Origin of the sequence: Gemmata obscuriglobus (assembly GCF_008065095.1) — a bacterium.
GTDB classification, from domain to species: Bacteria; Planctomycetota; Planctomycetia; order Gemmatales; family Gemmataceae; genus Gemmata; species Gemmata obscuriglobus.
On sequence record NZ_CP042911.1, the window covers coordinates 4,205,262 to 4,226,969 of the forward strand.

The 21,708-nt window shown below is 65.5% G+C and carries 22 protein-coding genes, 1 tRNA gene, 1 pseudogene and 1 CRISPR repeat array; of the genes and pseudogenes, 8 read left to right on the plus strand and 16 right to left on the minus strand.

Annotated elements, in window-relative coordinates; translation table 11 throughout:
* From GobsT_RS17400 to GobsT_RS17410, 3 genes are all read right to left on the minus strand, one after another.
* Positions 1-2,166, minus strand: coding sequence for a prolyl oligopeptidase family serine peptidase (locus GobsT_RS17400; RefSeq protein WP_010040675.1), 2,166 nt, complete (start codon positions 2,164-2,166; stop codon positions 1-3).
* Positions 2,167-2,416: 250 nt separating this feature from the next.
* The gene (locus GobsT_RS17405; RefSeq protein ID WP_010040677.1) at positions 2,417-3,145 is read right to left on the minus strand and encodes a hypothetical protein; all 729 of its coding nucleotides are present in this window, start codon (positions 3,143-3,145) and stop codon (positions 2,417-2,419) included.
* A 13-nt stretch (positions 3,146-3,158) separates the two neighbouring features.
* Positions 3,159-3,533: a hypothetical protein gene (locus GobsT_RS17410; protein ID WP_109571035.1), complete on the minus strand. Its 375-nt coding sequence runs from the start codon at positions 3,531-3,533 to the stop codon at positions 3,159-3,161.
* 222 nt (positions 3,534-3,755) lie between these two features.
* A CRISPR array of direct repeats spans positions 3,756-4,092; the repeat unit is 30 nt; unit sequence CGGTTCACCCCCACGAGCGTGGGGAACACG.
* 20 nt (positions 4,093-4,112) lie between these two features.
* Here GobsT_RS17410 and GobsT_RS17415 point away from each other — a divergent pair.
* Together GobsT_RS17415 and GobsT_RS17420 are read left to right on the plus strand one after the other, a co-directional pair.
* Positions 4,113-4,352 (plus strand): hypothetical protein, encoded by a 240-nt coding sequence (locus GobsT_RS17415; RefSeq protein WP_010040687.1) that lies wholly within the window; start codon positions 4,113-4,115, stop codon positions 4,350-4,352.
* 179 nt (positions 4,353-4,531) lie between these two features.
* Complete coding sequence (locus GobsT_RS17420) at positions 4,532-5,065, plus strand: hypothetical protein (protein ID WP_010040690.1); 534 nt, start codon at positions 4,532-4,534, stop codon at positions 5,063-5,065.
* Positions 5,066-5,172: 107 nt separating this feature from the next.
* Here GobsT_RS17420 and GobsT_RS17425 read toward each other — a convergent pair whose 3' ends face one another.
* Positions 5,173-5,739 (minus strand): HdeD family acid-resistance protein, encoded by a 567-nt coding sequence (locus GobsT_RS17425; protein ID WP_033198399.1) that lies wholly within the window; start codon positions 5,737-5,739, stop codon positions 5,173-5,175.
* 533 nt (positions 5,740-6,272) lie between these two features.
* The gene (locus GobsT_RS17430; RefSeq protein WP_010040694.1) at positions 6,273-6,533 is read right to left on the minus strand and encodes a hypothetical protein; all 261 of its coding nucleotides are present in this window, start codon (positions 6,531-6,533) and stop codon (positions 6,273-6,275) included.
* A gap of 487 nt (positions 6,534-7,020) precedes the next feature.
* On the opposite strand from GobsT_RS17430, the gene GobsT_RS17435 reads away from it, so the two are divergent.
* Positions 7,021-8,238, plus strand: a complete 1,218-nt coding sequence (locus tag GobsT_RS17435) for a transposase (protein WP_157506574.1) — start codon at positions 7,021-7,023, stop codon at positions 8,236-8,238.
* Between the two features lie 24 nt (positions 8,239-8,262).
* Here GobsT_RS17435 and GobsT_RS17440 read toward each other — a convergent pair whose 3' ends face one another.
* The 7 genes and pseudogenes from GobsT_RS17440 to GobsT_RS17470 form a co-directional block, all read right to left on the minus strand.
* On the minus strand, positions 8,263-8,454 hold the full coding sequence (locus tag GobsT_RS17440; RefSeq protein ID WP_010040701.1) for a sigma factor: 192 nt from the start codon (positions 8,452-8,454) through the stop codon (positions 8,263-8,265).
* Positions 8,451-8,708, minus strand: a complete 258-nt coding sequence (locus tag GobsT_RS17445) for a hypothetical protein (protein WP_029600922.1) — start codon at positions 8,706-8,708, stop codon at positions 8,451-8,453. Before GobsT_RS17445 ends, GobsT_RS17440 begins: the two co-directional genes overlap by 4 nt.
* A 336-nt stretch (positions 8,709-9,044) precedes the next feature.
* The gene (locus GobsT_RS17450; RefSeq protein WP_010040705.1) at positions 9,045-9,956 is read right to left on the minus strand and encodes a hypothetical protein; all 912 of its coding nucleotides are present in this window, start codon (positions 9,954-9,956) and stop codon (positions 9,045-9,047) included.
* A 6-nt stretch (positions 9,957-9,962) separates the two neighbouring features.
* Positions 9,963-10,745 (minus strand): hypothetical protein, encoded by a 783-nt coding sequence (locus GobsT_RS17455; RefSeq protein WP_148087775.1) that lies wholly within the window; start codon positions 10,743-10,745, stop codon positions 9,963-9,965.
* Positions 10,733-11,308, minus strand: a complete 576-nt coding sequence (locus GobsT_RS17460; protein ID WP_029600923.1) for a phage tail tape measure protein — start codon at positions 11,306-11,308, stop codon at positions 10,733-10,735. The genes GobsT_RS17455 and GobsT_RS17460 overlap by 13 nt, the downstream gene beginning before the upstream one ends.
* Positions 11,309-11,360: 52 nt before the next feature.
* A pseudogene (locus GobsT_RS17465) lies at positions 11,361-12,092 on the minus strand (arginase family protein); the annotation flags it as partial.
* Positions 12,093-12,178: 86 nt separating this feature from the next.
* A complete protein-coding gene (locus tag GobsT_RS17470) occupies positions 12,179-12,853 on the minus strand; it encodes a hypothetical protein (RefSeq protein ID WP_148087776.1) in 675 nt (224 codons plus the stop codon).
* A 142-nt stretch (positions 12,854-12,995) separates the two neighbouring features.
* On the opposite strand from GobsT_RS17470, the gene GobsT_RS17475 reads away from it, so the two are divergent.
* Both GobsT_RS17475 and GobsT_RS17480 read left to right on the plus strand, forming a co-directional pair.
* Entirely contained in the window at positions 12,996-13,178 is a 183-nt protein-coding gene (locus GobsT_RS17475; RefSeq protein ID WP_010052180.1) for a hypothetical protein, read from the plus strand.
* A 59-nt stretch (positions 13,179-13,237) separates the two neighbouring features.
* Positions 13,238-14,032 (plus strand): AAA family ATPase, encoded by a 795-nt coding sequence (locus tag GobsT_RS17480; protein ID WP_010052178.1) that lies wholly within the window; start codon positions 13,238-13,240, stop codon positions 14,030-14,032.
* Positions 14,033-14,084: 52 nt separating this feature from the next.
* Here GobsT_RS17480 and GobsT_RS17485 read toward each other — a convergent pair whose 3' ends face one another.
* Positions 14,085-14,513, minus strand: a complete 429-nt coding sequence (locus tag GobsT_RS17485) for an SEL1-like repeat protein (protein WP_010052177.1) — start codon at positions 14,511-14,513, stop codon at positions 14,085-14,087.
* A gap of 198 nt (positions 14,514-14,711) precedes the next feature.
* Between GobsT_RS17485 and GobsT_RS17490 the strand changes: the two genes are divergently transcribed.
* Positions 14,712-15,908 (plus strand): tyrosine-type recombinase/integrase, encoded by a 1,197-nt coding sequence (locus tag GobsT_RS17490; protein WP_148087777.1) that lies wholly within the window; start codon positions 14,712-14,714, stop codon positions 15,906-15,908.
* A 78-nt stretch (positions 15,909-15,986) separates the two neighbouring features.
* On the opposite strand, the gene GobsT_RS17495 is transcribed toward GobsT_RS17490, so the two are convergent.
* The 3 genes from GobsT_RS17495 to GobsT_RS17505 form a co-directional block, all read right to left on the minus strand.
* A tRNA-Lys gene (locus GobsT_RS17495) sits at positions 15,987-16,059 on the minus strand.
* 456 nt (positions 16,060-16,515) lie between these two features.
* The gene (locus GobsT_RS17500) at positions 16,516-17,124 is read right to left on the minus strand and encodes a response regulator transcription factor (protein WP_010047229.1); all 609 of its coding nucleotides are present in this window, start codon (positions 17,122-17,124) and stop codon (positions 16,516-16,518) included.
* Entirely contained in the window at positions 17,121-18,164 is a 1,044-nt protein-coding gene (locus GobsT_RS17505; protein WP_010047230.1) for a sensor histidine kinase, read from the minus strand. The genes GobsT_RS17500 and GobsT_RS17505 overlap by 4 nt, the downstream gene beginning before the upstream one ends.
* Positions 18,165-18,479: 315 nt before the next feature.
* On the opposite strand from GobsT_RS17505, the gene cobA reads away from it, so the two are divergent.
* The gene (cobA, locus tag GobsT_RS17510; protein ID WP_010047231.1) at positions 18,480-19,262 is read left to right on the plus strand and encodes a uroporphyrinogen-III C-methyltransferase; all 783 of its coding nucleotides are present in this window, start codon (positions 18,480-18,482) and stop codon (positions 19,260-19,262) included.
* On the plus strand, positions 19,259-21,697 hold the full coding sequence (gene nirB, locus GobsT_RS17515) for a nitrite reductase large subunit NirB (RefSeq protein WP_010047233.1): 2,439 nt from the start codon (positions 19,259-19,261) through the stop codon (positions 21,695-21,697). The genes cobA and nirB overlap by 4 nt, the downstream gene beginning before the upstream one ends.
* Positions 21,698-21,708 lie beyond the last annotated feature (11 nt).

Sequence of the window (21,708 nt, forward strand, 5' to 3'; positions counted from 1 at the left end):
TCACTTCTCGATCGTCGGCTTGAAGTCGAGCGTCTTCACCAGGAACGCCCACTGGTCGGCGACTTCCTCAATGATCTTCGTCGTCGGCTTGCCGGCCCCGTGGCCCGCCTTCGTCTCGATGCGGATCAGCGTCGGGTTCGGCCCCGAGTTGTTCGCCTGGAGTGCCGCCGCGAACTTGAAGCTGTGCCCCGGGACCACACGGTCGTCGGTGTCGGCGGTGGTCACCATCGTTGCCGGGTACGCCTTCGGGCCGTTCTTCAGCAGCACGTGGTACGGGCTGAACTTGTACAGCTCGTTGAACTCCGCGCTGTTGTCCGACGAACCGTAGTCGTCCACCCAAAACCGCCCCGCGGTGAACTTCTGGAACCGGAGCATGTCCATCACGCCCACGGCCGGCAGGCCCGCGCCGAAGAGGTCCGGGCGCTGCGTCAGGCAGGCGCCCACGAGCAGCCCGCCGTTGCTCCCGCCCTGAATCGCGAGCTTCTTGGGGGAGGTGTACTTCTCTTTAACGAGGTACTCGCCCGCCGCGATGAAGTCGTCGAACACGTTCTGCTTCTGGAGCTTCGTGCCGGCGCGGTGCCACTCGTCGCCGTACTCGCCGCCGCCGCGCAGGTTCGCCACCGCGAACACCCCGCCCATCTCCATCCATTGCAGCCGCGACACCGAGAAGCCCGGTGTGAGCGAGATGTTGAACCCGCCGTACCCGTACAGCAGCGTCGGGTTGGTGCCGTCAAGCTTGAGGCCTTTCTTGTGCGCGATGAACATCGGCACCTTCGTGCCGTCCTTGCTCGCGTAGAAGACCTGCTTCACCTCGTACTGGGTCGGGTCGAACTTCACCTTCGCCTGGCGGATCAGCTTGCTCGCGCCGGTCGCGATGTCGTAGTGGTACACGCTCGGGGGCGTGGCGAAGCTGCTGAACGTGTAGAAGGTCTCCTTGTCCTCGCGCTTGCCGTTGAACCCCGCGGCGGTGCCGATCCCGGGCAGGTCCACCTCGCGGACGAACGTGCCGTCCACCTCGTGGACCTTCACCAGCGTCTTCGCGTCCTTCAGGTAGCTGCAGATGAACCGGTTGCCGACCAGGTCGGCGCCGTCGAGCGGCTCCTTCGCCTCGGCGATCACCGTCTTCCAGTTCTTCTTGTCCGGGTTCTTCGTGTCGATCGCGACGATCTGGTACTTCGGTGCCCGGTAGTCGGTCTTGAAGTAGAACACCCCGCCGTCGTTACCCAGGAAGTCGAACTTGTTGTCGTGGTTGTCGATCAGCTCGACGGTCCGGCTGTCGGTGGTGCCGAGCGCCCGGTACGCGATGCGGGACTTACGGCTGGTGGTGCCGTCGCCGACGGAGATGATCAGGTACTTGCCGTCCTCGGTCACCCCGCCGCCGACGGTCCACTTGGGGTTGTCCGTGCGCTCGTAGACCAGTTCGTCCTCGCTCTGCGGCGTGCCCAGCTTGTGGTAGTACAGCTTCTGATCCACGTTCAGGTTCTGGAACGCGGCCCCGGCCTGCGGCTCGGGGAACCGGCTGTAGTAGAAGCCCTTGCCGTCCTTCGTCCACGAGGTGCTGCTGAACTTCACCCACTTCAGCTCGTCCGGCAGCGTTTTGCCGGTCGCCACGTCGAACACCTTCCAGGTGTTCCAGTCGCTGCCCGACTGCGCGGTGCCGTAGGCGATCAGCTTGGCGTCGTCGCTGACCTCCAGCCCCGACAGCGCGAGGGTGCCGTCCTTGGTCCAGGCGTTCGGGTCGATGAGGAGCTTGGCCTCGGCGTCGAGCGCGTCCTGAACGAACAGCACGTTCTGGTTCTGGAGCCCGTCGTTCTTGAAGAAGAAGTACCGGCCGCCGACCTTGAACGGGGCGCTGATCTTCTCGTAGTTGTAGATCTCGGTGATCCGCTTCTTGATCGCCTCGCGCTCCGGGATGCTCTCCAGGAACGCGGCGGTCACCTTGTTCTCGGCCTCGACCCACGCGGCCACGTCCTTCGACTCGCGCACGTCGTCTTCGAGCCACCGGTACGGGTCCGCGACCTTCGTTCCGTGGTACTCGTCGACCACGGTGCCCTTTTTCGTTTCGGGGTACGTCAACTTCTTCGGCTCCTCGGCGTGTGTCGGAATCGTCAGGACCGCGGCGAGACCGGCCACGGTCGCGGTCATCGCCCAGCGCGGAAGACGCATAGATGTTGCTCCGGAACGGCGTCGGGAAAGGAGAGGCGTCTGAGCCCGCAATTATATGCCGGCGGTGCGGCCAAGGCCGGTGCGTGGAAATCGCCTTCCCAATCCGCGTGCTGTCGTTGGCGTAATGAGCGGCGCGTCCTTTGGGTATCGCGCGGCCCTTCCGGATGTTCCCAACGTGTTGGTGTGGGCCGTACGAGTTCGGCTTGCGCTCGGGAGCGGAAACAGTGCAGCGGGGCTATCTGGTGGTGTCCTACTTTTGTTGCACGGCGGGATGGGCCAACCATTCAGCGAGTGACCACACGTGATCGGTGAGCCCGGCGGCCATCGCCGGGGTTCGTGCCCGACACCGGCCGCCCTCGCCTTTCACGCGCAGGGTGCGGACGGGCCAGCAGAAGTTGTCGCTGAAGTAACTGAACGCGGTGGCGGCCCGGTGCGTGCCCCGGTCCTTCGAGAACCCGTAGCTGTTCCGCACCTTGCGGCGGCACCGGTTCCGATCGGTCCCGTTGTGCCGCTCCACGAAGCACGTATTCACAACCGTGCTCACCGCCGAATCCAGCCGCGCGGCGGCCACTGCGGCCGCGGTCCCGAGCACCACCCGGGTGCTCACCGACACCACCCGGTTGTTCTCACGCGCCTTGTGCACGGTCGCATACGCGACCGCCGCCGGGAGCACCACCCGAGCCTTCCGCGGGCGCCCCGGTCGCCCGGTCCGTGGTGGGGTCACCAACTGCCCGTATGCCGCGCGGATGGCCGATTCGTACACCGGGTACTCGCCCGTGGTGATGAGCCGCAGGAGCCGGTCCGCCGATGCGCCGGTCCGCCGATGCGCGTCCCGCACCAGCGCGTGTGTCGCCTCCTCGGTTCGCTGGCCCACCACCAGGCTCACCACCAGTCGGTGCTCCGGATCCAGGGCCACGTGGTCCCAGCAGTCCCCACGGCGCCGCTCCTCCGGGGCACCGTTCTTCTCCTCGCGGGCCACGAAGCTCCACTCCTCATCCAGTTGGAGCTCGTTGGTCCGGGGGGGAAAGGGCCACCAACTCGTCGTGGAGTTGCTGGGCCTGCTCGCCGGCCTGACGGATGTACCGGGTGACCGTGTCCCGATGTACCCCGACCAATCGGGCCGTCTTGCGGGTGCCGGATCCCTCCGCCACATGGGCCAGCACCGCGGTCACCGTCTGGGCCGACAACCGGGTGCCGTACAAGGGCGTGCCCTTGCGCTCCGAGAACCGGGCCTTGCACGTGGAGCACCGCAGCACCCGGGTGTTGCTCGGGCCGTATCGGGCCGGCACCGTTAGGTTCCCGTGCCCCCGCTTCCCGTGGTCCGGGCAATCCGCATTCCGGCAACAGAACCGACTCAGATCGTCCATGACCGATCCCAACACGCGCGAGGGAAAAGCACGACCGAACAGCGTAACTACTTACCACGCATCAGTAGCCGCATACAAGACGAACAGGACACCACCGAAAATCGCAGGGCTTGGCATTCAGGCTGCGGCCCCGAGAGCGCATTTGGCGTAGGTGTCATTGGCCGGTTCACACCACGAGCGTGTGGAACACACCAGCAGCGTACTGCTCCAGTCCGCCACCACCTGTTCACCCCCACGAGCGTGGGGAACACCCAGAGGCGGAAGGTGCTGGTGCTGACGCCCTCGGTTCACCCCCACGAGCGTGGGGAACACGCGTCTCGTGCTTCGCCGCCGGCAGCTTCGCGGCCGGTTCACCCCCACGAGCGTGGGGAACACGCGGTGCTGTTCCGACAAAGAGTCGACGTATTCGGTTCACCCCCACGAGCGTGGGGAACACGAACATCGCGGGCACCGCCGCCACGCCGTCGATCGGTTCACCCCCACGAGCGTGGGGAACACGGTTCGCGACTGAGCAACAGGTCCGGGACTACGGTTCACCCCCACGAGCGTGGGGAACACGCCTCCCATCCGGTCGTCCGGATGCGACTCACGGACCTGTGGGGGTGCCTCGACCAAGGTGCGGACCGCGAATCCGTTTGCACATGGCGGCGCGGCTGCCCCGTGAACATCTACCCGCTCTTGGAGGCCGACCAAGAAGACACCGGGACCGGCTCCGCGGACCGAGATGTCAAGGTGTGGGCCAATCACGAGCGCGCCGAGCAGTCGTGGTCCGCTGCGTGCATCGCGTGCGGGCGCCGCGCGGCCGGGCTGGAGGGGTGAGCGTGGGCCTTGGCGCCACGCGTAAATGACCGTCGTTGCCATTGACCAGTGAGGGCCGGACCATCATTGTGGAGTTGTTAACGGCCCTCACGGAGGCGATGATGAAGTATCTGTTCCCCTTCCTGTTCCTCGCCTGCTACGGCCCGAGCGCCTCGGCGGCACTCATTCCGTACTAGCGCATGGACTCGCTTGCGTTCCTTGCCTCGGACATCGTGCTCTGCGACGAGGTCAAGGCGGATGTCGGCCAGTCGACGTTCGCGGTGGTGGAGGTGTTCAAGGGGGACTGCAAGCCCAAGCAGCAACTGACCGTCGAGGTCGACTCTAGTTACACTCGGCAGGTGGTCCCGCAAGTGCTTCAGAAGGATAGAAATGCTGCGGAGAAGGTTCCGCTGGGGCGAGTGTTGCTGTTCTTGAAGAGGGCGAAGGCGATTGGCGCGGTTGGCGAAGTGTGGCGCACGGTGCTCGGCGGCGTGAAGCTGGTGGTCAAAGGCGAGGTCTACTGCTACGGCCAGTTCCGCGGGAACCCGGGGGCACTGTATCTGGCCCGCATGGCCCCCGAGAACATCAAGGTGCCGGACGCGACCCCGTACGACGAGAAGTTGCTCGTCGAGGACCTCAAGGCGGCGCTGAAGAAAGCTGAGGGGCTGAAGGAGCCGGAGTTCAAGGACCCCTTGGCGGAAGGAATTGTCCGACCGGCCCCCCAGGACAAGTGACCGGTGGCGGACTATCGAGAGCGGCATCCGCTGTTGAGCAGGAGGGGGACATCGGGTTGTGTCCCGAATCCACCCTCTCCTGCTCAGGGAACCGCTCGGCACCGGACTCACATCACCACGCCGGTGCGGGTCGTCGAAAGCCGGTGATGACCGCGGAGCCGGAACGCCAGCGTCATCAGGGTGATGCCGAACAGCATCGCGTACGTGCCGACCAGCCACGCCACCACGAGAGCCCCGGCGGCCGGAACGAATATCACGCCGAGACCGAGGGCGATGGACAGCGCCCCCGCGAGGCCCAGAGCCCACTCACCCTCGATTTCCTTGCGCAGGTGGACGGCCGCGACGATTTCGAGCACCCCAGTGAATACTGCCCAGAACCCGATGAGGTACAGCAGCACCACCCCGGTGACCTCGGGCCAGACCACGGTGAGAACCCCGGCGGCGACGCCGACCACGCCTTCCAAAGCCAGGGACCACCACCGCGCACCGCGCTCGTGACCGGCCACCGCAGCAGCGATGGCGACCGCACCGTCGAGGAACGCGTACGTCGCGAACATCACGATGATGGTGGCCCAGGCCAACTCGGGCCACACGAACACGAGCGCCCCGAACAGCATCGCAAGTCCGCCCCGAAGGGCCAACAGCCACCAGTTTCGAGCCAGTCCGCGGTTCATCGCCGTCTCCCCCAAGTTCACCGCACAGGTTCCGGTCGGATTAGGAAGCAAAACGCGGACCGGTGTCCGTCGAGTACCGAAGAGGGGGCGGGATTAGGAGCAGAGAAGGTGTTCCGGACCTGATTCGTCAGCAGGAGGTGAAGGCTGGTAGCACCCGTTCCGTGGGCTCAGCCACCCTTACCGGTTCGCATCTCGTTCGACGTGGCCGGTACGCCGGCGTGTCCCATGCGCTCGGCGCGAGGAGAATCGCCCTGGTGTTCGGTCTTGGGGCCGGTATCCGGTGTGAGTCGTGGTCCATTCGGTCGGACCGGGCGAACGGTCTCGTTCCCGGTGGCGAACAGGGCGTCAAGGGCAGTCGGTGATAGTATCATGTCGGTCTCACAGGCGCTCTCGGGCGCGTGGTTAAGTGCAACGCTGTGCTGTGTTGCGGTAGTGCAGGCGCAAAGTTGGCAAATCTTGGACCGGTAGGGGGTGGGGTCAGAACGCCGGTCGTTCCGGCGCCGATTATCGACTCATTCGCTCTGAACGCCGAGTTATTCGTCCAGGTCGTCGAACATCTCGTCCGGGTCCAGGCCCTCAAACGTCCTGTTCGGGCCTCGGCCCTCGAACTGGCGCTGGTCATCGAGCATGTCGCTGGCCGCTTGCAGGACGCGCTCTCGTCTTGGCTTCGGAACCGGCTCGCCGATACGCATCCGCAAGAAACCGGCTCGAAGGTCAAGCGGGATGTTTCGGTCGATGAGGTCGAGCAGTTCCTGGTTCGCGGTCGCGTCCGGGAGCAGCGTGCCGGCCCACATGGCCCTCTCCTGCTCCAACCCTGCAACCCTATCGACGCTGCAAGGGCTGGCGAGGTTCGCTCGGGCCTGACGGCGGCGGCACCACCTCTCGAACTTCGTGCAGGTCGAGCCATCCGGGTGCCCGGCGCCCCTGCCAAGAGCGTGCTGGTAGCACGTCTGGCATGGAGTATCCGTGCGGCATCCGAGTTCGTTGCGTCGGGCGTTCGATAGCCGGTTGGCACAATGGGAGTAAACGAAGGACACTTCTCGCTGGACGCGACAGCGGGTACTGCGTTGCGGTGATTGATCTTGTGAAAGAGTCCAGCCGGTGCCTTTTTGGGGGTTACCACACCAACCCATCAAGGACACCGGCATGGACCGCGCTCATGTGCGCGTTGTGTCGAAGAGTTGTGCCCCGGAGACCTTCCCGTGCCCCCGGTGCGGAGAACGGGGACGGCGGAAAGGTACCCACACCCGCCGCGTTCGGGACATCGCCTACGGGGAAATCGTGTTCCTCGAGTTGACCGTTGGAGAATACCGCGCCACCTGTGCCTGTTGCAAGACCTTCCGCTCTCAGATCGAAGGGATCGAACCTCGAGCCGAGTACACCAACCGCGTTCGCGAGGCCGTCATCGACCGACTCCTCGAGGACGGCATGAGCGCCCATCGGCTCCAACAGGCGTTGCGTCGGGACTTCCTCCTGGATCTGTCCGACGGGTTCCTCTCGGACTGCCTGGACTGGAAGGTGCGCCAGACCGACATGCCCGGGTACCGCCAGTGGACGCTTGACAACTTCTCGGGCACCCTGTGCATCGACGAGCTGCACTTGGGCCACCGCACGCTCCTGTTGGCCACCGACCCGATCGGCGATTTCCCGGTGGCCTTCGCCGTGGTCTCGGCCAACGATCAGGCCCATATGCGTGGGTTCCTGAACAACCTGCGGAACCACGGGTTCTTGCCCCAAGTGGTCGTCACCGATGGCTCGAACCTGTACCCCACCGTGTTGGCGGACCTGTGGCCCCACGCCCGTCACCAGCTGTGCGTGTTCCATGTCCTCAAGGACATCAATACCCATGTCTTCGATGCCCTGCGACGGCTCCGACGCGCGCTCGCCCGAAAAGGGGGACGGAAGCGACGTCGGGGCCGGCCGAGCAAGGCCCAGAAACAGGCCCGGGCACGCCGCGGGAAGACCAAGACGGAGCAAGGGCACTTCGTGTGGAAGCATCGGCACCTGATCGTGACCCGACCCGAACATCTGGATGGGCGACAACGCCGCTGGCTCAGCCAGATGTTCGGTTACCTGCCCGCGCTGCGGGCGCTCCGCGCGTTCGCGCTTCGGATCTATCGGCTGTTCGACCCCGAGCAAAGCCCTCATCAAGCGCGGTGCCGTCGGGCGGCTCTGGTCCGAGACGCACAGTACCAATCCGATCCCGACCTGTCCTCGGCGTTGGAACTGCTGAGCGCCGAGAAGTTCGACAAGATGATGGCGTTCCTGCACAGCCCCCACGCTCGACGGGTTCGGACCAATAACCACGTGGAGCGCACCAATCGGCGCCTCCGATACTTGGAAAAGGTGCGGTACAAATGGCGTCGGCGAAGGACCATCGTCCGGTTCATCGTCCTGGCCCTGGATCGCTGGCACCAACAACGCTTGACCCAAAAACAAACCGCGGTCACGCCGGATACACAGTCGAAGGGTGTGGAGACCAGAAAGCCGGCATCATGAAGTTGTCGCGTTCAGCGAGAAGTCTCAAACGAAGCCTTCGAGATTCCCCTTCACCGGGTCATACCGCGGCAGCGCCTCCAAGGCGTACACCGCGACCATCTGGGTGATGTCGTCCGCGTCGTGCATTCCAAACTGAAACTTCGCGGCCAGAACCCTGGCGACGTGAGCGACTGCCGCGAGGAACTCGGCCTCGGGGATTCCGTGGGGCCAGTTCAAACTCGGGACCCCGGCTCGGTCGAGAACGCCGCCACGGTGTCGAGGTGGGCCTGCGAGGGCACGTCCTCATCAGACGGGGCGCCGGAACCAACACACAAGATGTCGGGGGCGGTCTCGGCCGAGTAGCCGAACGTCACGGCGATGGTCTGCGTCAGGTCGCTGGTCGGTGCCGGCAGGGTCACCAGGATGTTCCCGTCGGCATCGTAAAACGAGTACGTGGTCGAGTCGTACCTGAAGAAGGTCGGTTTCGGCATGAAGTCTCCAGTGGGATTGCGCGCCGGCACCAACATCGTGGACTTGAGTGGCACTCGGTTTTGAAATGAAACCAGTTTTCGGCCGCTCTTTGTGTGGCCGGCCGGGAAAATCACTCGACATGCTTCCAGCTGGTGCCGACGATTGCCTTGTACGCGGCCGACACCGACACCCCGTAGTCGCGTGCCAGCTGCGTGTAGGTCGCTCCTTCACGGGACCGTCGCCCTCGCGAACGAGCGACGCCCAGGCCACCCGGGCCGTAGACCGAATCGTCGGTTCGAGCCCGGCCTCGCGTTCGGCCGTGAAAACCGTCATCGTCTGCATCACGCTCTCGTTCATCAGTTGAGGTGGACACCCGCATCGGGCATCTGTTCCTTGAACACGCGGGTCAACTGCTCCTTCACGCTGCTGGTGACCATCTGCTGAATCTCCGGCGTCAGCTTGGTCATCACCTCGGCGCCGTTAATCACCACGTTCACCTGATGCTGTCCCGTGATGGTCAGCGACTTCGGCATGTTGCTCAGGGCCTGCGTCAGCTGCTGGGCCGAGCCGGCGAACACGTTGAACGTCTGGGCCAGGGGCTGCGCCGCCTGACCGAATCCGCCCGCCTGCTGAACGAACTGGGCGAGCGTCGAAGACAAGTCGGTCACGGCCCTGACCGCCTCGCCCGAAAGCGCGACCGTGCCGCCGGACGAACCACTGGTGGCCTGGGCCTGCCCGCCGTTCGCGAGGTAGCTGACGTGGCCGACCGGACCGCCCTGATTGAACCGGGCCACGTTGTGAGCCCCAATCCGGGCAACCGCGGCCGTGTTGAGAACGAAGTCGCCCGGAGTGAGCAAGGAGGGCACGGTGTCACCCGTCCCCGCACCGCCCACGAACCCGCCCGACGCGAACTTGCGGACGTTCACCGTCTGCTGCCCGACCCGTGCGGCCGTGTACCGCTTCAGGGCCTCGTCGGTCCGCCACCGCTCGTCGAGCTGCCGGTCCTCGACCGAGCCGACCCGCCGCTCGATGCTCAGCTGGCCCTCGTCGCCCGGCCGGCGGATGCCGTCGAACGCGCCCGACTGGCGGTTGAAGTTGCGGGCCTGGGCCGCGAACACGAGGTTGCCGGCCGCAGTGTCCGCCGCCCCCTCCCGCATCAGCCGCTCGTACCGCTCGCGCCCGCCGTAGTTCGACCAGAGCTTGCGGATGGCCTCGGTCTGGCCGAGCCCGCCGTCCCGTCGGCGCTGCCGGCCCTGCTGCTTCTTCACGCGGTCCTACGCCTGCCGCTGGGCCTCGTTCTGGGCGGCCCGGCTCCCCGAGTCCGCCGCGAACCGGTCGTAGTCGGCCATCCCGCCGTTGGCGAGGTAGTCCGGACCGCGGGCCTCGTTGATTTGGTGCAACAGGGCCGCGTTGACCGACGCGGACCGCGCATTAATCACGAACTCGCCCGGCGTCAGCATGGCCGTCACCGTGTCGGTCCCGACCGGCCGGAAGATGTCTCCGCCGTAGGCCCGCGTGGTGAACCGCTCCGGACGCTCGTTCATGCCGTTGTGCTTGTGGTAGCCGATGCGCTCGGCCGCCTGCTTCTTCACCACGAACTCGCCCGGCGTCAGGACCGCACGAACGGTGTCCGTGTTGCCCGAACCCGGTACGGACCCGCCTTCCGAAAACCGGGTCGTTCCGGCGCCGGTCCTTGCTCCGGACACAATCGCACCCGGGGGAGCAACGAACGCGCGGGTGAACGCCCCGCCGATGGTGCCGAGGTTGGTGCCAATCTTGACCGCGGCGAGCGTGGTGAGCAGAGGGAGGAGCGGCCGGGCGTAATCCAACACCTTCGCGAACGAGCTGGCGACCGAGAGCATCGTGTTGGCCAGGGCCATAAACGACTTGCTCTCGGTGATTTTCCGGAACAGCTCCAGGTACTCTTCCTTCAGCTTGCTAATCTTGTTCGAGAGCGACTCCTGCCGCTTCTCGGCCGCGAGCTGGAGACTGATGCCGCCCGCAACGGCAATGTTTTTGGCCTCTTCGGCGGTCTTGAACTCCTTCAGAAGGGGCACGACGCGCGAAATCTGCCGGTAGCCGCCGAGCTGTTCGACCACCTGCGAATAACGAGGGTCGGTCTCGCGGAGCCCTTCGAGGCCCTGCGACAGGCGACGTACGGCTCGTACGCCCCCACGAACTGGTCCGTCAGGTTCGTCTGGCCCAGCGCCCGCGCCTCTTCACGCGTGTACCGCAGGTTAATCCCGAGGTCACCGAGGGCCTTCACCGTGTCGGCCCGCTGGAACCGCGTGAACACCGTGCGTAGGCCCGTGGCGATGCTGTCCGCCGATTCGCGCGTGGTCGCGCGAACGGACGTGAACAGCGCCATGAACTCGTTCAGGGCCTCCGACTCCGACTTCATGTCGCCGGCCGACAGCTTGAACGCGCCACCGGCCCGCTGGACTGCGGAGATGATGTCGCTCGACTCGACGGCGAACTTGCCGGCCACGGCGTTCATCGACGACAGCGTGCTCTCGAACTGGCTGCTGCTCAGGCTGAACTGCCGGAACGACGCGATGAGACCTTCCGTGGACTGCTTCATCGAATCGAAGATCGGCGCCAGGTCGGTCAGGGCCGCCAAGGGCGTCACCTGCGTACACGTCCGTCCCGGCATTGTCGACCGCGAGAGCGACCCGGCCCGACCGCCCCACCGAGTCGAGAAAGCCCGGCAGCGACAGTTCCAGCACACGCAGGTACTCGGCCCCGGTACAGTTAGCGGGGAGCGGCACCGGGCAGTCGATGCGGGCGCGGGCGCCGTGGTCGTAGCTCGGATAGATACGGGGGTTGTAGGCGTCGTACATTAACACCCGCGTGTCCGAGCGGAAGTGAAGGCTCACCCCGTTACCCTGGTGGGCGTCGAGGCCGATGTACGCCACCCGACCATCCGCCGCGAGCCGACCCTCGGTCCGCAAGCGGTGAATGAGGTAGGCCACGTCATTGAAAACGCAGAACCCTTCACCCCGGTCCGGCTTGGCGTGGTGGTAGCCGCCGGACAGGTTCACCGACAGTCCGTCGGTCAGCGCCGCGCGTCCGGCTACCAACGACCCGGCCACGGCCCAGCGCATGGGCCGGAGCACCGTCCACCTGACCGCCCAGGCCGGGAGACGGCGGATGAACGGCAGCTCCAGTGCGGAAGCCAGCACTTTCGAGTCGCGGAGGCGGTCCAGGTACGCCGGGTCGTGAACGGCTGACAGGTCCGCGAAGGACGCGGGGCGCGGTACGCCCATCCAGGCCCGGTTCCGGAGTCGGCGCTCTTCGCGGCCGACCGCGTTCCAGGCCCGCCCGTACTTCCGCGAGTCGAACGGGTGAAGACGTTCGAGGCCGAGGAACCCGATATTGTACCGACGGGTGTAGACCAACTTCATGTACTGCCCGCCAACTCGGCCGCGCTTCCCATTCCTCTGCCTGCTTACACGTCTGCCGGCGGTCGAGCGGGACACCGGACTCGTGCTTAGCGTTCAGCTCGGTTGTGAAACAGTTCCAGCAGCCACGTCGCCTCCTGTTCCTTCAACGTTCCCCGGTCCCGAAGCTCATGCGTCAGGCCGATGCCCAGGATTTGTAGAGCGGTCGGAGACTCGCCTGGTCCAGCCTCCCGTGGCCCAGGAAATTCGGCCTGGTACACGATGTCGCCAGGCTCCGCTCGCAGCGTGCCGCGGCACGAGAGCCGGCACCAGTCCACGGTGGCCAGGAATCGCACGTCGTTCGCGCACATATCGTGGGCAAGCCACGCGAGCGACTGAGGGTCGCTGACCGACAGGTCCAGGCACGTACCACGAGGCGAGCACTGGAGCCGAGTTAAGGTAACTCCGGTCAGCAGTTCGACGAGCCGGCTGACTTCTCTCAGGGCCACTTCGCCCGGAGGCACCCGCGTATGCGGCGCGCCGGGATGAGGGCTGGAAAGCGTTAGGAACGGTCTCCCGATTCCTTCTGAGCGCGGTTCTGATTCGTATGGCCACGGAATGGCGGACGGGTTGATGCCGAGCGTGTCACTCATCTGCAACGTGGCGTACAGGCCACGGTTCGGGTCGGGCGCGCCGGTGTGGCGCGCCCGACCGGCATCATACCACAGGTCGCTTAAGTGAGAAGTGGCTCTTGAGCAGGAAGGGAGCATCTCCTGCTGATTCACATTGTCACCTTCTGCTCGACGGATACACTTGCGAGAGAAATCAAAGCGTTCTCGTTTCCGCCGGCACCGCGTCAGCCGTACAAGACGCACCACCTTGGGCGTTCGAGTAGTAGTTCGGCCCGGAGAGACCGTTCAGCAGGCGATGCGACGACTCAAGCGGTACATCGAGAGGTCGGACCGTTACCCACTGTTCCGGCCGAAGCCAACCAAGAAGCGTGTCGATTACTTCCAGAAGCCTGCCGAAGTTCGGCACCAGAAGAAGTCGTTGGCGAAGACTCGCCAGCGGTTCAACATGAACCTCATCATCAAAGAACTTGGCCGCTAAGGGCGCCGTTGCGGTAATCCACCCGCAACCGACTTGAACACCGACGAACGAGGCGGTCGATGGCCCGACGGAAACTGACGGCACGTCCGGGACCGTACCTTCTGCGGATGCAGCTTCTTCGGGACCGGGTCACCACTCCGGACCAGTACCCGTACGCGCTGCCGGCCGTGCGCCACCTGGACACCCTGGAGTTCCATCCGAGGGTAACGTTCTTCGTCGGCGAGAACGGGGCCGGGAAATCGACTTTGTTGGAGGCGGTTGCCGTCCAGTGCGGGCTCAACCCGGAGGGGGGGAGTCGAAACTTCAACTTCACGACCCGGCCCTCGCACTCCAAGCTCGGCGACGCTCTCCGACTATCCCGTGCGCTCTGCGCTCCAGGTGACAGCTACTTCCTCCGGGCCGAGAGCTTCTTCAACGTCGCGACGGATATTGAGCGGCTGGACCGAGAGTTCAAGAAGTCGGGGCTCGGTGGCCCGCCGCTCATTGACGCTTACGGCGGGCGCTCGCTCCACGAGCAGTCCCACGGCGAGTCGTTCTTCGCGCTCTTTAAGAACCGGTTCCGCGCAAACGGCCTGTACCTGATGGACGAGCCCGAGGCGGCGCTGTCGCCCCAACGGCAAATCGAGTTCCTGGCCCTTCTCCACGAGTTCTGCAAGGGCGGTTCGCAGTTCGTCATCGCCACCCACTCGCCCATCATCATGGCGTATCCCGACGCCCGGATTTACGTCTTCGGCGCGGACGGCATCCGGGAGACCTCGTACGCGCAGACCGACCACTACCTCCTGACGAAAGCGTTCCTGAACAACCCACAACGGACGCTGGCTGTGCTGCTCGATGAGTCAGAAGAGGATTGAGCAGAGGGGAATGGGCCGCCGAACGTCGAGACGCCGGGTAGCCCCTCCTCAGTCATGTCTCGGTTGCCGGAGGGGACCACGGGCACGGGCAGTACGAACCGGCCCCGTACCGCTCCATCACGTCCAAGAACGCCTGGCCCGGACCATCACGGCTCATGAGCCATCCGAACGCAGTGAATCCTTGGTCGTAAGCCTTGGCGTACAGCCCAGCGGCTTCGGCCAGTCGTTCCTCTCGCGTCCCGTTGCCGTGCCCCATCACGAGCAGGGACGCGAGGTTGAACGAGGCCGGCCCGAACCCCTGCTCCGATGCTGCTCGCAAGAGCTGTGCGGCGTGGTCCCGGTCGCTCTGGACCACCTGTGCGTCGAGTGACGGCGCTAACGACCATTGCTCGATGGTGTCAAACCGGTGGCGGCAGTCCATCATGAGGCTGCCGACGATATTCTGCGCTTCCGCATTCCCGGCTTCAGCGAGCGGCAGCAATAGGGAGTACGCTTCGGAATTTCGCCCGAACTCATTCGCCCTCCGGCCTCGTTCGATTCGCTCTTGGTCATTCGGTTCCACCCCGCCACCTGCTCACTTGTAGTTGAACTCGGCCACCAGAGGCACTCCGGGCTCGCGAAACAACTTTGGGTCGTACAGGTAAGGTCACTGTTCTTTGACAACTTAGGAGAAACGCAGTTGGCTCAACGAGCACAGTACACGCACAAGTTGGCCGATGGCACCGAGGTCGATTACTCGCTCAGTCGCGGCCCGCCGGATTCCGGGTCCGGTTCCTCGGTCCTGATGCAAAGCGGGTCGAACGGACGACCGGGTGCCGCAAGAAGCGGGGCGCGAGACGCCTGCCCGGCCATGATCGATGAGGAATACCGCGCGGCACTCCCGCCCGAGCCGTCGAAGGCGACTTGGGACGCGGTCCTGACCGACCTGGACCGGACGCCGGACCTGCGTCCCGATTCGGTCCGGGCGTACCGCACCGCGGTCAAGGCCCTGCGAGACATCTTCCCAGAGTTAGCCGGTCCGGCGGACGTGACCGTTCCACTGGCCGAGCAGTTCAAGCGCAAGTTCATGTCGGGGACGTACGCCCGCGGCAAGGCGAGTGACGCCAAGCGGTACACGCGCTCGAAGACTTCGTGTGCGACCTACCTTCGCTGCCTCCGTTCGCTGTGGCAGAAGCATTTCAAGCCGCTCGGGCATGTGGACGGCAACCCGTCGCGTGAGGTTGAGTACCCGAACACCCCGCGCGGCAGGCGGGTGACGGTGCCGGCCGAGGAGACGGTGACCGCGTTCTTCACGTGGCTGGCGCAGAGGCACCCGGGTTGGGAGCTTCCCAAGTTGTTCGTCCAGGTGAAGATTGTCGCCGGGCGCCGGACCCTCGACTTGTGCAAGGTGCGGACGACCGACCTTGGCGCCGACACACTTACCCTGTCCGCCGAGACGACCAAAACACGGGAGGCGCGTGTGGTGCCGCTCCCTGCTCAACTGGCGACCGCGCTCAAGACGCACGCCGGGCCGGTCTGGTTGTGGGAGCGGTCGGCCGAGGAGTCGAAGTTGCACCGGCCGGATCGGAAGAAGCACGGGGTGACGGAGTACAAGCCGACGACGTGGGGGTGGACCATCCAGAATCTGTTCCACGAGTTCAACGAGAGCCGGCCGGGGGAACAGAACCTTCGACCGCACGACCTGCGCGGACGGGCGTTCACGTTGGTGGCGGCGACGACTGGGGATGTGTACGCCACGGCAGCGGCACTCGGTGCCGACCCTCAGACGGCCCGACACTACCTAGAAGCCGCGAAGGCGTTTGACCGGTCTGGCATCCTGAAGCAGGCTGCGGCAATCCTGCTCCCGCCTCATGCCCAGCTGCTGGGCGAAAAATAGTGTGGCGATTTCCGTTCAGCAAAAGAGAAGGGGTTGCGGCGAAAGCCGCAACCCCTTCTCTTTTCTGCACTTAGGAAGTGCCCCCTCTCGGGCTCGAACCGAGGACCCGCTGATTAAGAGTCAGCTGCTCTACCAACTGAGCTAAAGGGGCGTCACGTAGAGTATTTTGGGATCTTAAAGGTCTTCTTCAAGGGGTAGAATCGAAAAAGTGGCTCTCTGCAATTCGTGGCTTCTTCTAGAACCTTGTGGGGTATCGGGTTAGCTCTCATCGGGGGCAGCCAACTTCGTGATGCCATGAAAACCCGCCATGCGCAGTGAGCGGATGTCGTAGTTCGAGGCCGCACTCCTCCACGTACCCGTGTCGCTGGTCGTTCACGGCCGAGAGGATCACATCCACGTCGGTAAGTCATCGCCGTGATATGGGCAGATCCCGTTGAGGTGTGCCCAAAAGGACCAGTTCGCAGGGCAACAATCCAGAAACGTTGCACACCATAACGGAGCATTTCTTTCTCGTGCCGGTTGCACACGGGCGGAAGCACTGGCGATGCTGCGTGGTTACCGCACGCAACGTCACCTCAATTTCCCGATTACGCTCGGGCGGACCGTGCTACGACTCTCGCGCGGTGAGCAACTTCACCAGTTCGGCGACGGACTTGGCGTCCACCTTCTTCATGAGCCGGGCGCGGCGGTCCTCGACCGCTCGCACGCTCAGCCCCAGCGCGTCGGCCATCTCGCGGTTGGTTTTCCCGGAGGCGATCAGGTCCAGCACTTCACGCTCCTTCGGTGTGAGAGCGGCCAGACGGGCGTCGGCGTCGGCGGCGTGCTGCCGGGCCGCCCGGCCGGTGCGGTCCTTTTCGAGCGCCCGGCGGACGTGCGTGAGCAGCTCTTCGAGCCGGAACGGCTTCTCGAGGAGGGTGAGCGCGCCGAGCGTCATGGCCTCCACCGCGATGCGCACGTCCGCGTGCCCGCTGATCATCACCACCGGGATGTTCAGGTTCGCGTCGGCCAGCGCGCGCTGGAGTTCCAGGCCTGTCATCCCCGGCATCTTGATGTCCAGCACCAGGCACCCGGGCTGGTCGCGCTCGTACACGTCCAGAAAGGACTGTGCCGAGGTGAACGTGCGCACGGGGCTACCGAGCAGCTTACCGGCGCTCGCGAGCGCGCGACCGACGGCCTCGTCGTCGTCCACCACGAAAATCGTCGGCTCGGCACTCACTTCGGTTCCTCAATGTAAGCGGGCAGCACACAGACGAATTCGGCGCCGCCGTCGGGGCGGTTGGCGGCGGTCAGGGCACCGCCGTGGGCGCGCACGATGGACTGGCTGATGGCCAAACCTAGCCCCATTCCGTCGGGCTTGGTGGTGTAAAAGCGCTCGAAGATCTTTTCCGGCGCGCTGACCCCCGGACCGGTGTCGCGGACCCGCACCTCGATCGCCGCGCCGGCTCGACGCGTTTCCAGAACCACCAGCCGCGGGCCGCCGACCGCTTCGACCGCCTCGATCGCGTTCTGAAGTAAGTTCACGAGCACCTGCTCGAGTTGTACGCGGTCGCCGTAGGTCGGCGGAAGGGGGGCCGGAGCGAGAACGAGCGAAACCGCCGCGGCGGCCCGCCGGGCGCGCCAGTCGAGGAGACGCGCCACGTCATGCACGATCTCGTTAATATCGACCGGTCCGCGTGCGGCGTCGGCCGGGCGCACCGTTCGGCGGATCGAGCGAACGATGTCCGCCGCCCGGCGCGACTGCTCCGCAACCTCTCCGAGCGCGGCCTTCAGTTCCGCCGGGGCGGCGTCCGTGGCGAGGTGGACCGCCAGGTCCGCCTGCAGGCACACCGCCGCGAGCGGTTGGTTCAGCTCGTGCGCCAGAACGGTTGCCAGCTCGCCCGCGACCGCCACACGGCTCATCCGGGCCAGCAACGCTTCGTGCTGGCGGATCTGCGCTTCGGCACTGCGGCGCAGGAGCCCGAGCAAGGTGGTCATTCCGATCGCAAAAAGGGCGAGGCACCGGTTCGCGATCACCTTCCACATCTCGGTGTTGCCGCGCTCCGGCACGATCCCGATCTTCGCGACGGTGAGCGCCGCGCACAGCCCCGCCACCGCCGGGCCGGCCCAGCCGGGCTTGGCGCGCAGTGCGAGGAGCACCGCGAACGTGTACGGTACGGCGCTGGCGACGCCCAGCGGGAGGCACAAGTCCACCGCGAACACGAACGCGACCAGCGCGAGGGCGAGCGTCGCGGGCCGGGCCGCAAGCAGCTTACGCATCGCTCAACACGCTCCCGACAGGGTGCGAAATGCCCCGTTGGTAAGCACCAGAATCGGCGCGCTGCTCTGACCCTGGGCGAACCACACCGCCACGTTCGTTCGCACCAAGCCGCATTATGTGCTCAAAAAACCACTGAAAAAACATGTGGTTAACCACGTATTTATCGTCCCGATGCGTGGTAGTTATCGTCTCTGGCACACCACGTGCAATTAGCGTCTGTCGTCTCCAAACCTTACGAACCCGATCCATCTCCCGCACGCGGTGGGCCGCATTTGGCTGCACCGTCAGGGAGTTGCTACGTGCGGAGGGGCGCCGTGAGCCGGTTCGCGTCGGCTGGGGTCGTTTACTTGGTCGGCGCCGGTCCCGGTTCGCCGGACCTCATCACGGTGCGCGGGCTGCGCGTTTTGCGGTCGGCTGATGTCGTTCTACACGACGCACTCCTCGCGCCCGAGTTGCTCGAAGAGGTCGGGCCTCACGCCGAACGCGTTTCGGTGGGCAAGCGCGGTTACTGCGTCGGCTCCACGAAACAAGAAACGATCCACGACCTGATGGTGCGGTACGCCCGAGCGGGAAAATCGGTGTGCCGGTTGAAGTGCGGCGACCCGTGCGTGTTCGGCCGCGGCGGCGAAGAGGCGGAGGCCCTTGCTGAGGCCGGCGTCTCTTACGAAATCGTGCCGGGGGTGACGTCCGCCGCGGGCGCGCTGGCGTCGGCCGGTATCCCGCTGACGCACCGGGCGGCCGGTCAGGCGGTGGTGCTGGTAACGGGGCATCATGATCCCGACTCGCGTGACTGCACACTGGACTGGGACGCGCTCGCCCGGCTGCCCGGCGCGGTGTTCTACATGGCCGTGCGGCACGTCGCGAAGATCGCGGCGAAACTCGGCGGCGGTGGGTTACCGCTCGACACGCCCGCGGCTGTCGTCGAGTCGGGCACCTTGCCGGGGCAGCGGGTGCTCGTCGCCGACCTCGGGAACATCGGGCGCCTCGCAGACGAGGCGATGATTACCGGCCCCGCAGTGTTCGTGGTGGGCGAAGTGGTCCGGTTCCGCGAGAAGTTGTTATCCCTGGCCGCCGAATCCGAAGGAGCTGCTCGATGATCCGCGCGCTTCACCCGCAGAAGCCGAAGCTGGTCGTGATCGGGAACGGGATGGCCGGGGCGCGCTTCCTGGAGGACGTGCTCGCGCTCGACCCGGAACTGTTCGACATCACCGTGTTCGGCGACGAGCCGTACGGGAACTACAACCGCATCCTGCTGTCCAACGTGCTGAACGGCACCCAGGACGCGAAGGAGATCTTCCTCAACCCGCTGGCGTGGTACGAGGAGAACGGGATCACGCTCCACGCGGGCGCGCGCGTCACCCGTATCGACCGGGACGCGAAGGTGGTTCACACGGGCGACGCCGCGGTCCCTTACGACTACCTCGTGTTCGCGACCGGCAGCAAGCCGTTCATCCCGCCGATCCCCGGAACCCCGCTGCACGGGGTGTTCGCGTTCCGCACCCTCGACGACTGCCGCAACATCGCAGAGTACGCAAAGGGCTGCAAGACCGCCGTGGTGATCGGCGGCGGACTGCTCGGACTGGAAGCCGCGAAGGGGCTCATGACCCACAACGTCGAGGTGACGGTTGTGGAGGTGAACCCGTGGCTGATGAGCGTGCAGCTCGACGAAGCCGGCGGGAAGGTGCTGGGCGAGACCATCGCGAAGCTCGGCATCAAGGCCCGCACGAGCGGCGTCACGAAGGAGCTGCTCGGCCACCTCAAGGTGAACGGCGTGCGGTTCGCGGACGGCAGCGAACTCCCGGCCGACATCGTGGTCATCTCCGCGGGCATCCGGCCCAACGCCGAACTCGCCAAGGAGTGCGGCATCGCCTGCGACAAGGCGATTGTCGTGGACGACCAGCTCCGCACCAGTGACCCGGCGGTGTTCGGCGTGGGCGAGTGCGTTCAGCACAACGGGATGATCTACGGGTTGGTTGCCCCGCTGTGGGAACAGACGAAGGTGCTCGCGAAGGTGCTGACCGGAGCCGACACGACCGCGACGTATAGCGGCTCGAAGATCGCGACCAAGCTGAAGGTGATGGGCGTCGAGTTGGCGAGCATGGGCCGGATCAACGACCTGTGCCCGACGGACGAGGTTGTGCAGTTCAGCGAGCCCGCCCGCCAAGTCTACTGGAAGGCGATCATCCGCGACGGCAAGGTGAGCGCCGCGTGCCTGCTCGGCGACCTCAGCCCGGCGGACGACCTGATGCGCATGTTCCAGGCGGGCGGACCCGTCCCGGAGCGCCGACTCGAACTGTTCTTCACCGCCGGATCGGCCAAGAAAGAAGCGTCGCTCGCGGACCTGCCCGACTCGCACCAGATTTGCGACTGCAACGGCGTGTGCAAGGGCACCATCGTGCAGGCCATCAAGAAGGGCAAATGTACCGTCCCGGCGGTAGGTAAGGCGACCCGTGCCGGAACCGGTTGCGGGTCGTGTAAGAAGCTCGTGAAGGGGCTGATCGAGGCGGTCGCCGGGGGAGTGAAGGCCGACCCGAGCGAGTCCTGGTACGTCGCGGCGGTGCCGATGGACAAGCCAACCCTCGTTGCGGCGGTGAAGGCGCGCGGGCTGAAGAGCGTGTCGGCGGTGCTCCGGGAACTAGGCACCGCGGACGACGAGAAGAGCCGCAACGGCTTGGCATCGATGCTGAAGGGCATCTGGGGCACGGAGTACATCGACGAGCGCGATTCGCGGTTCGTCAACGACCGCGTTCACGCGAACATTCAGAAGGACGGCACGTTCTCGGTGGTCCCCCGCGTGTACGGCGGCATCACCACGGCCGACGACCTCATCAAGATCGGCGAGGTCGCGAAGAAGTACGCCGTGCCGATGGTGAAGTTCACCGGCGGGCAACGGGTCGACCTGCTCGGGATCAAGAAGGAGGACCTGCCGGGCGTGTGGGCGGACCTCGGGATGCCCAGCGGGTACGCGTACGCGAAGGCGCTCCGCACCGTGAAGACGTGCGTGGGGTCGGAGTTCTGCCGGTACGGGACCAACGACAGCACCGGCCTGGGGATCGACCTGGAGAAGCGGTTCCAGGGGTTCGAGTTCCCCGCAAAGGTGAAGCTGGCGGTCAGCGGGTGCCCCCGGAACTGCGCCGAATCGACGGTGAAGGACGTGGGCGTAATCGCGACCGAGGGCGGCGAATGGGAGATCTCGGTGGGCGGCGCCGCCGGGGCGCACGTGCGGAAGACGGACGTACTGTGCCGGGTGCCGACGAAGCACGACGCGCTGAAAGTCATCGGCCGGTTCCTGATCTACTACCGCGACAACGCGAAGTGGCTCGAACGCACCTACGACTTCGTGCCGCGGGTCGGGGTGGAGAAGCTGCGCGAGATCATCGTCAACGATTCGCTCGGCGTCTGCGCCGCCCTTGATGTCGAGGTGGAGAAGACAATGGCGGCCTACGTCGACCCGTGGCTCGAGCGCGACAAACCGGTGTACGCGGGCCAGTTCGACGAGGCGAAACGCGTTCCCCTCCCACTGATCTCTTAACGAGGACCGCC

Coding starts and splice junctions, on each gene's coding strand:
- GobsT_RS17425 (WP_033198399.1), bottom strand. CDS start 5,739: ATGAACCGCGGACTGGCTCGAAACTGGTGGCTGTTGGCCCTTCGGGGC.
- GobsT_RS17415 (WP_010040687.1), top strand. CDS start 4,113: ATGCGACTCACGGACCTGTGGGGGTGCCTCGACCAAGGTGCGGACCGC.
- GobsT_RS17475 (WP_010052180.1), top strand. CDS start 12,996: ATGCGACGACTCAAGCGGTACATCGAGAGGTCGGACCGTTACCCACTG.
- GobsT_RS17420 (WP_010040690.1), top strand. CDS start 4,532: ATGGACTCGCTTGCGTTCCTTGCCTCGGACATCGTGCTCTGCGACGAG.
- GobsT_RS17445 (WP_029600922.1), bottom strand. CDS start 8,708: ATGCCGAAACCGACCTTCTTCAGGTACGACTCGACCACGTACTCGTTT.
- GobsT_RS17400 (WP_010040675.1), bottom strand. CDS start 2,166: ATGCGTCTTCCGCGCTGGGCGATGACCGCGACCGTGGCCGGTCTCGCC.
- GobsT_RS17480 (WP_010052178.1), top strand. CDS start 13,238: ATGGCCCGACGGAAACTGACGGCACGTCCGGGACCGTACCTTCTGCGG.
- GobsT_RS17430 (WP_010040694.1), bottom strand. CDS start 6,533: ATGTGGGCCGGCACGCTGCTCCCGGACGCGACCGCGAACCAGGAACTG.
- GobsT_RS17505 (WP_010047230.1), bottom strand. CDS start 18,164: ATGCGTAAGCTGCTTGCGGCCCGGCCCGCGACGCTCGCCCTCGCGCTG.
- nirB (WP_010047233.1), top strand. CDS start 19,259: ATGATCCGCGCGCTTCACCCGCAGAAGCCGAAGCTGGTCGTGATCGGG.
- GobsT_RS17410 (WP_109571035.1), bottom strand. CDS start 3,533: ATGGACGATCTGAGTCGGTTCTGTTGCCGGAATGCGGATTGCCCGGAC.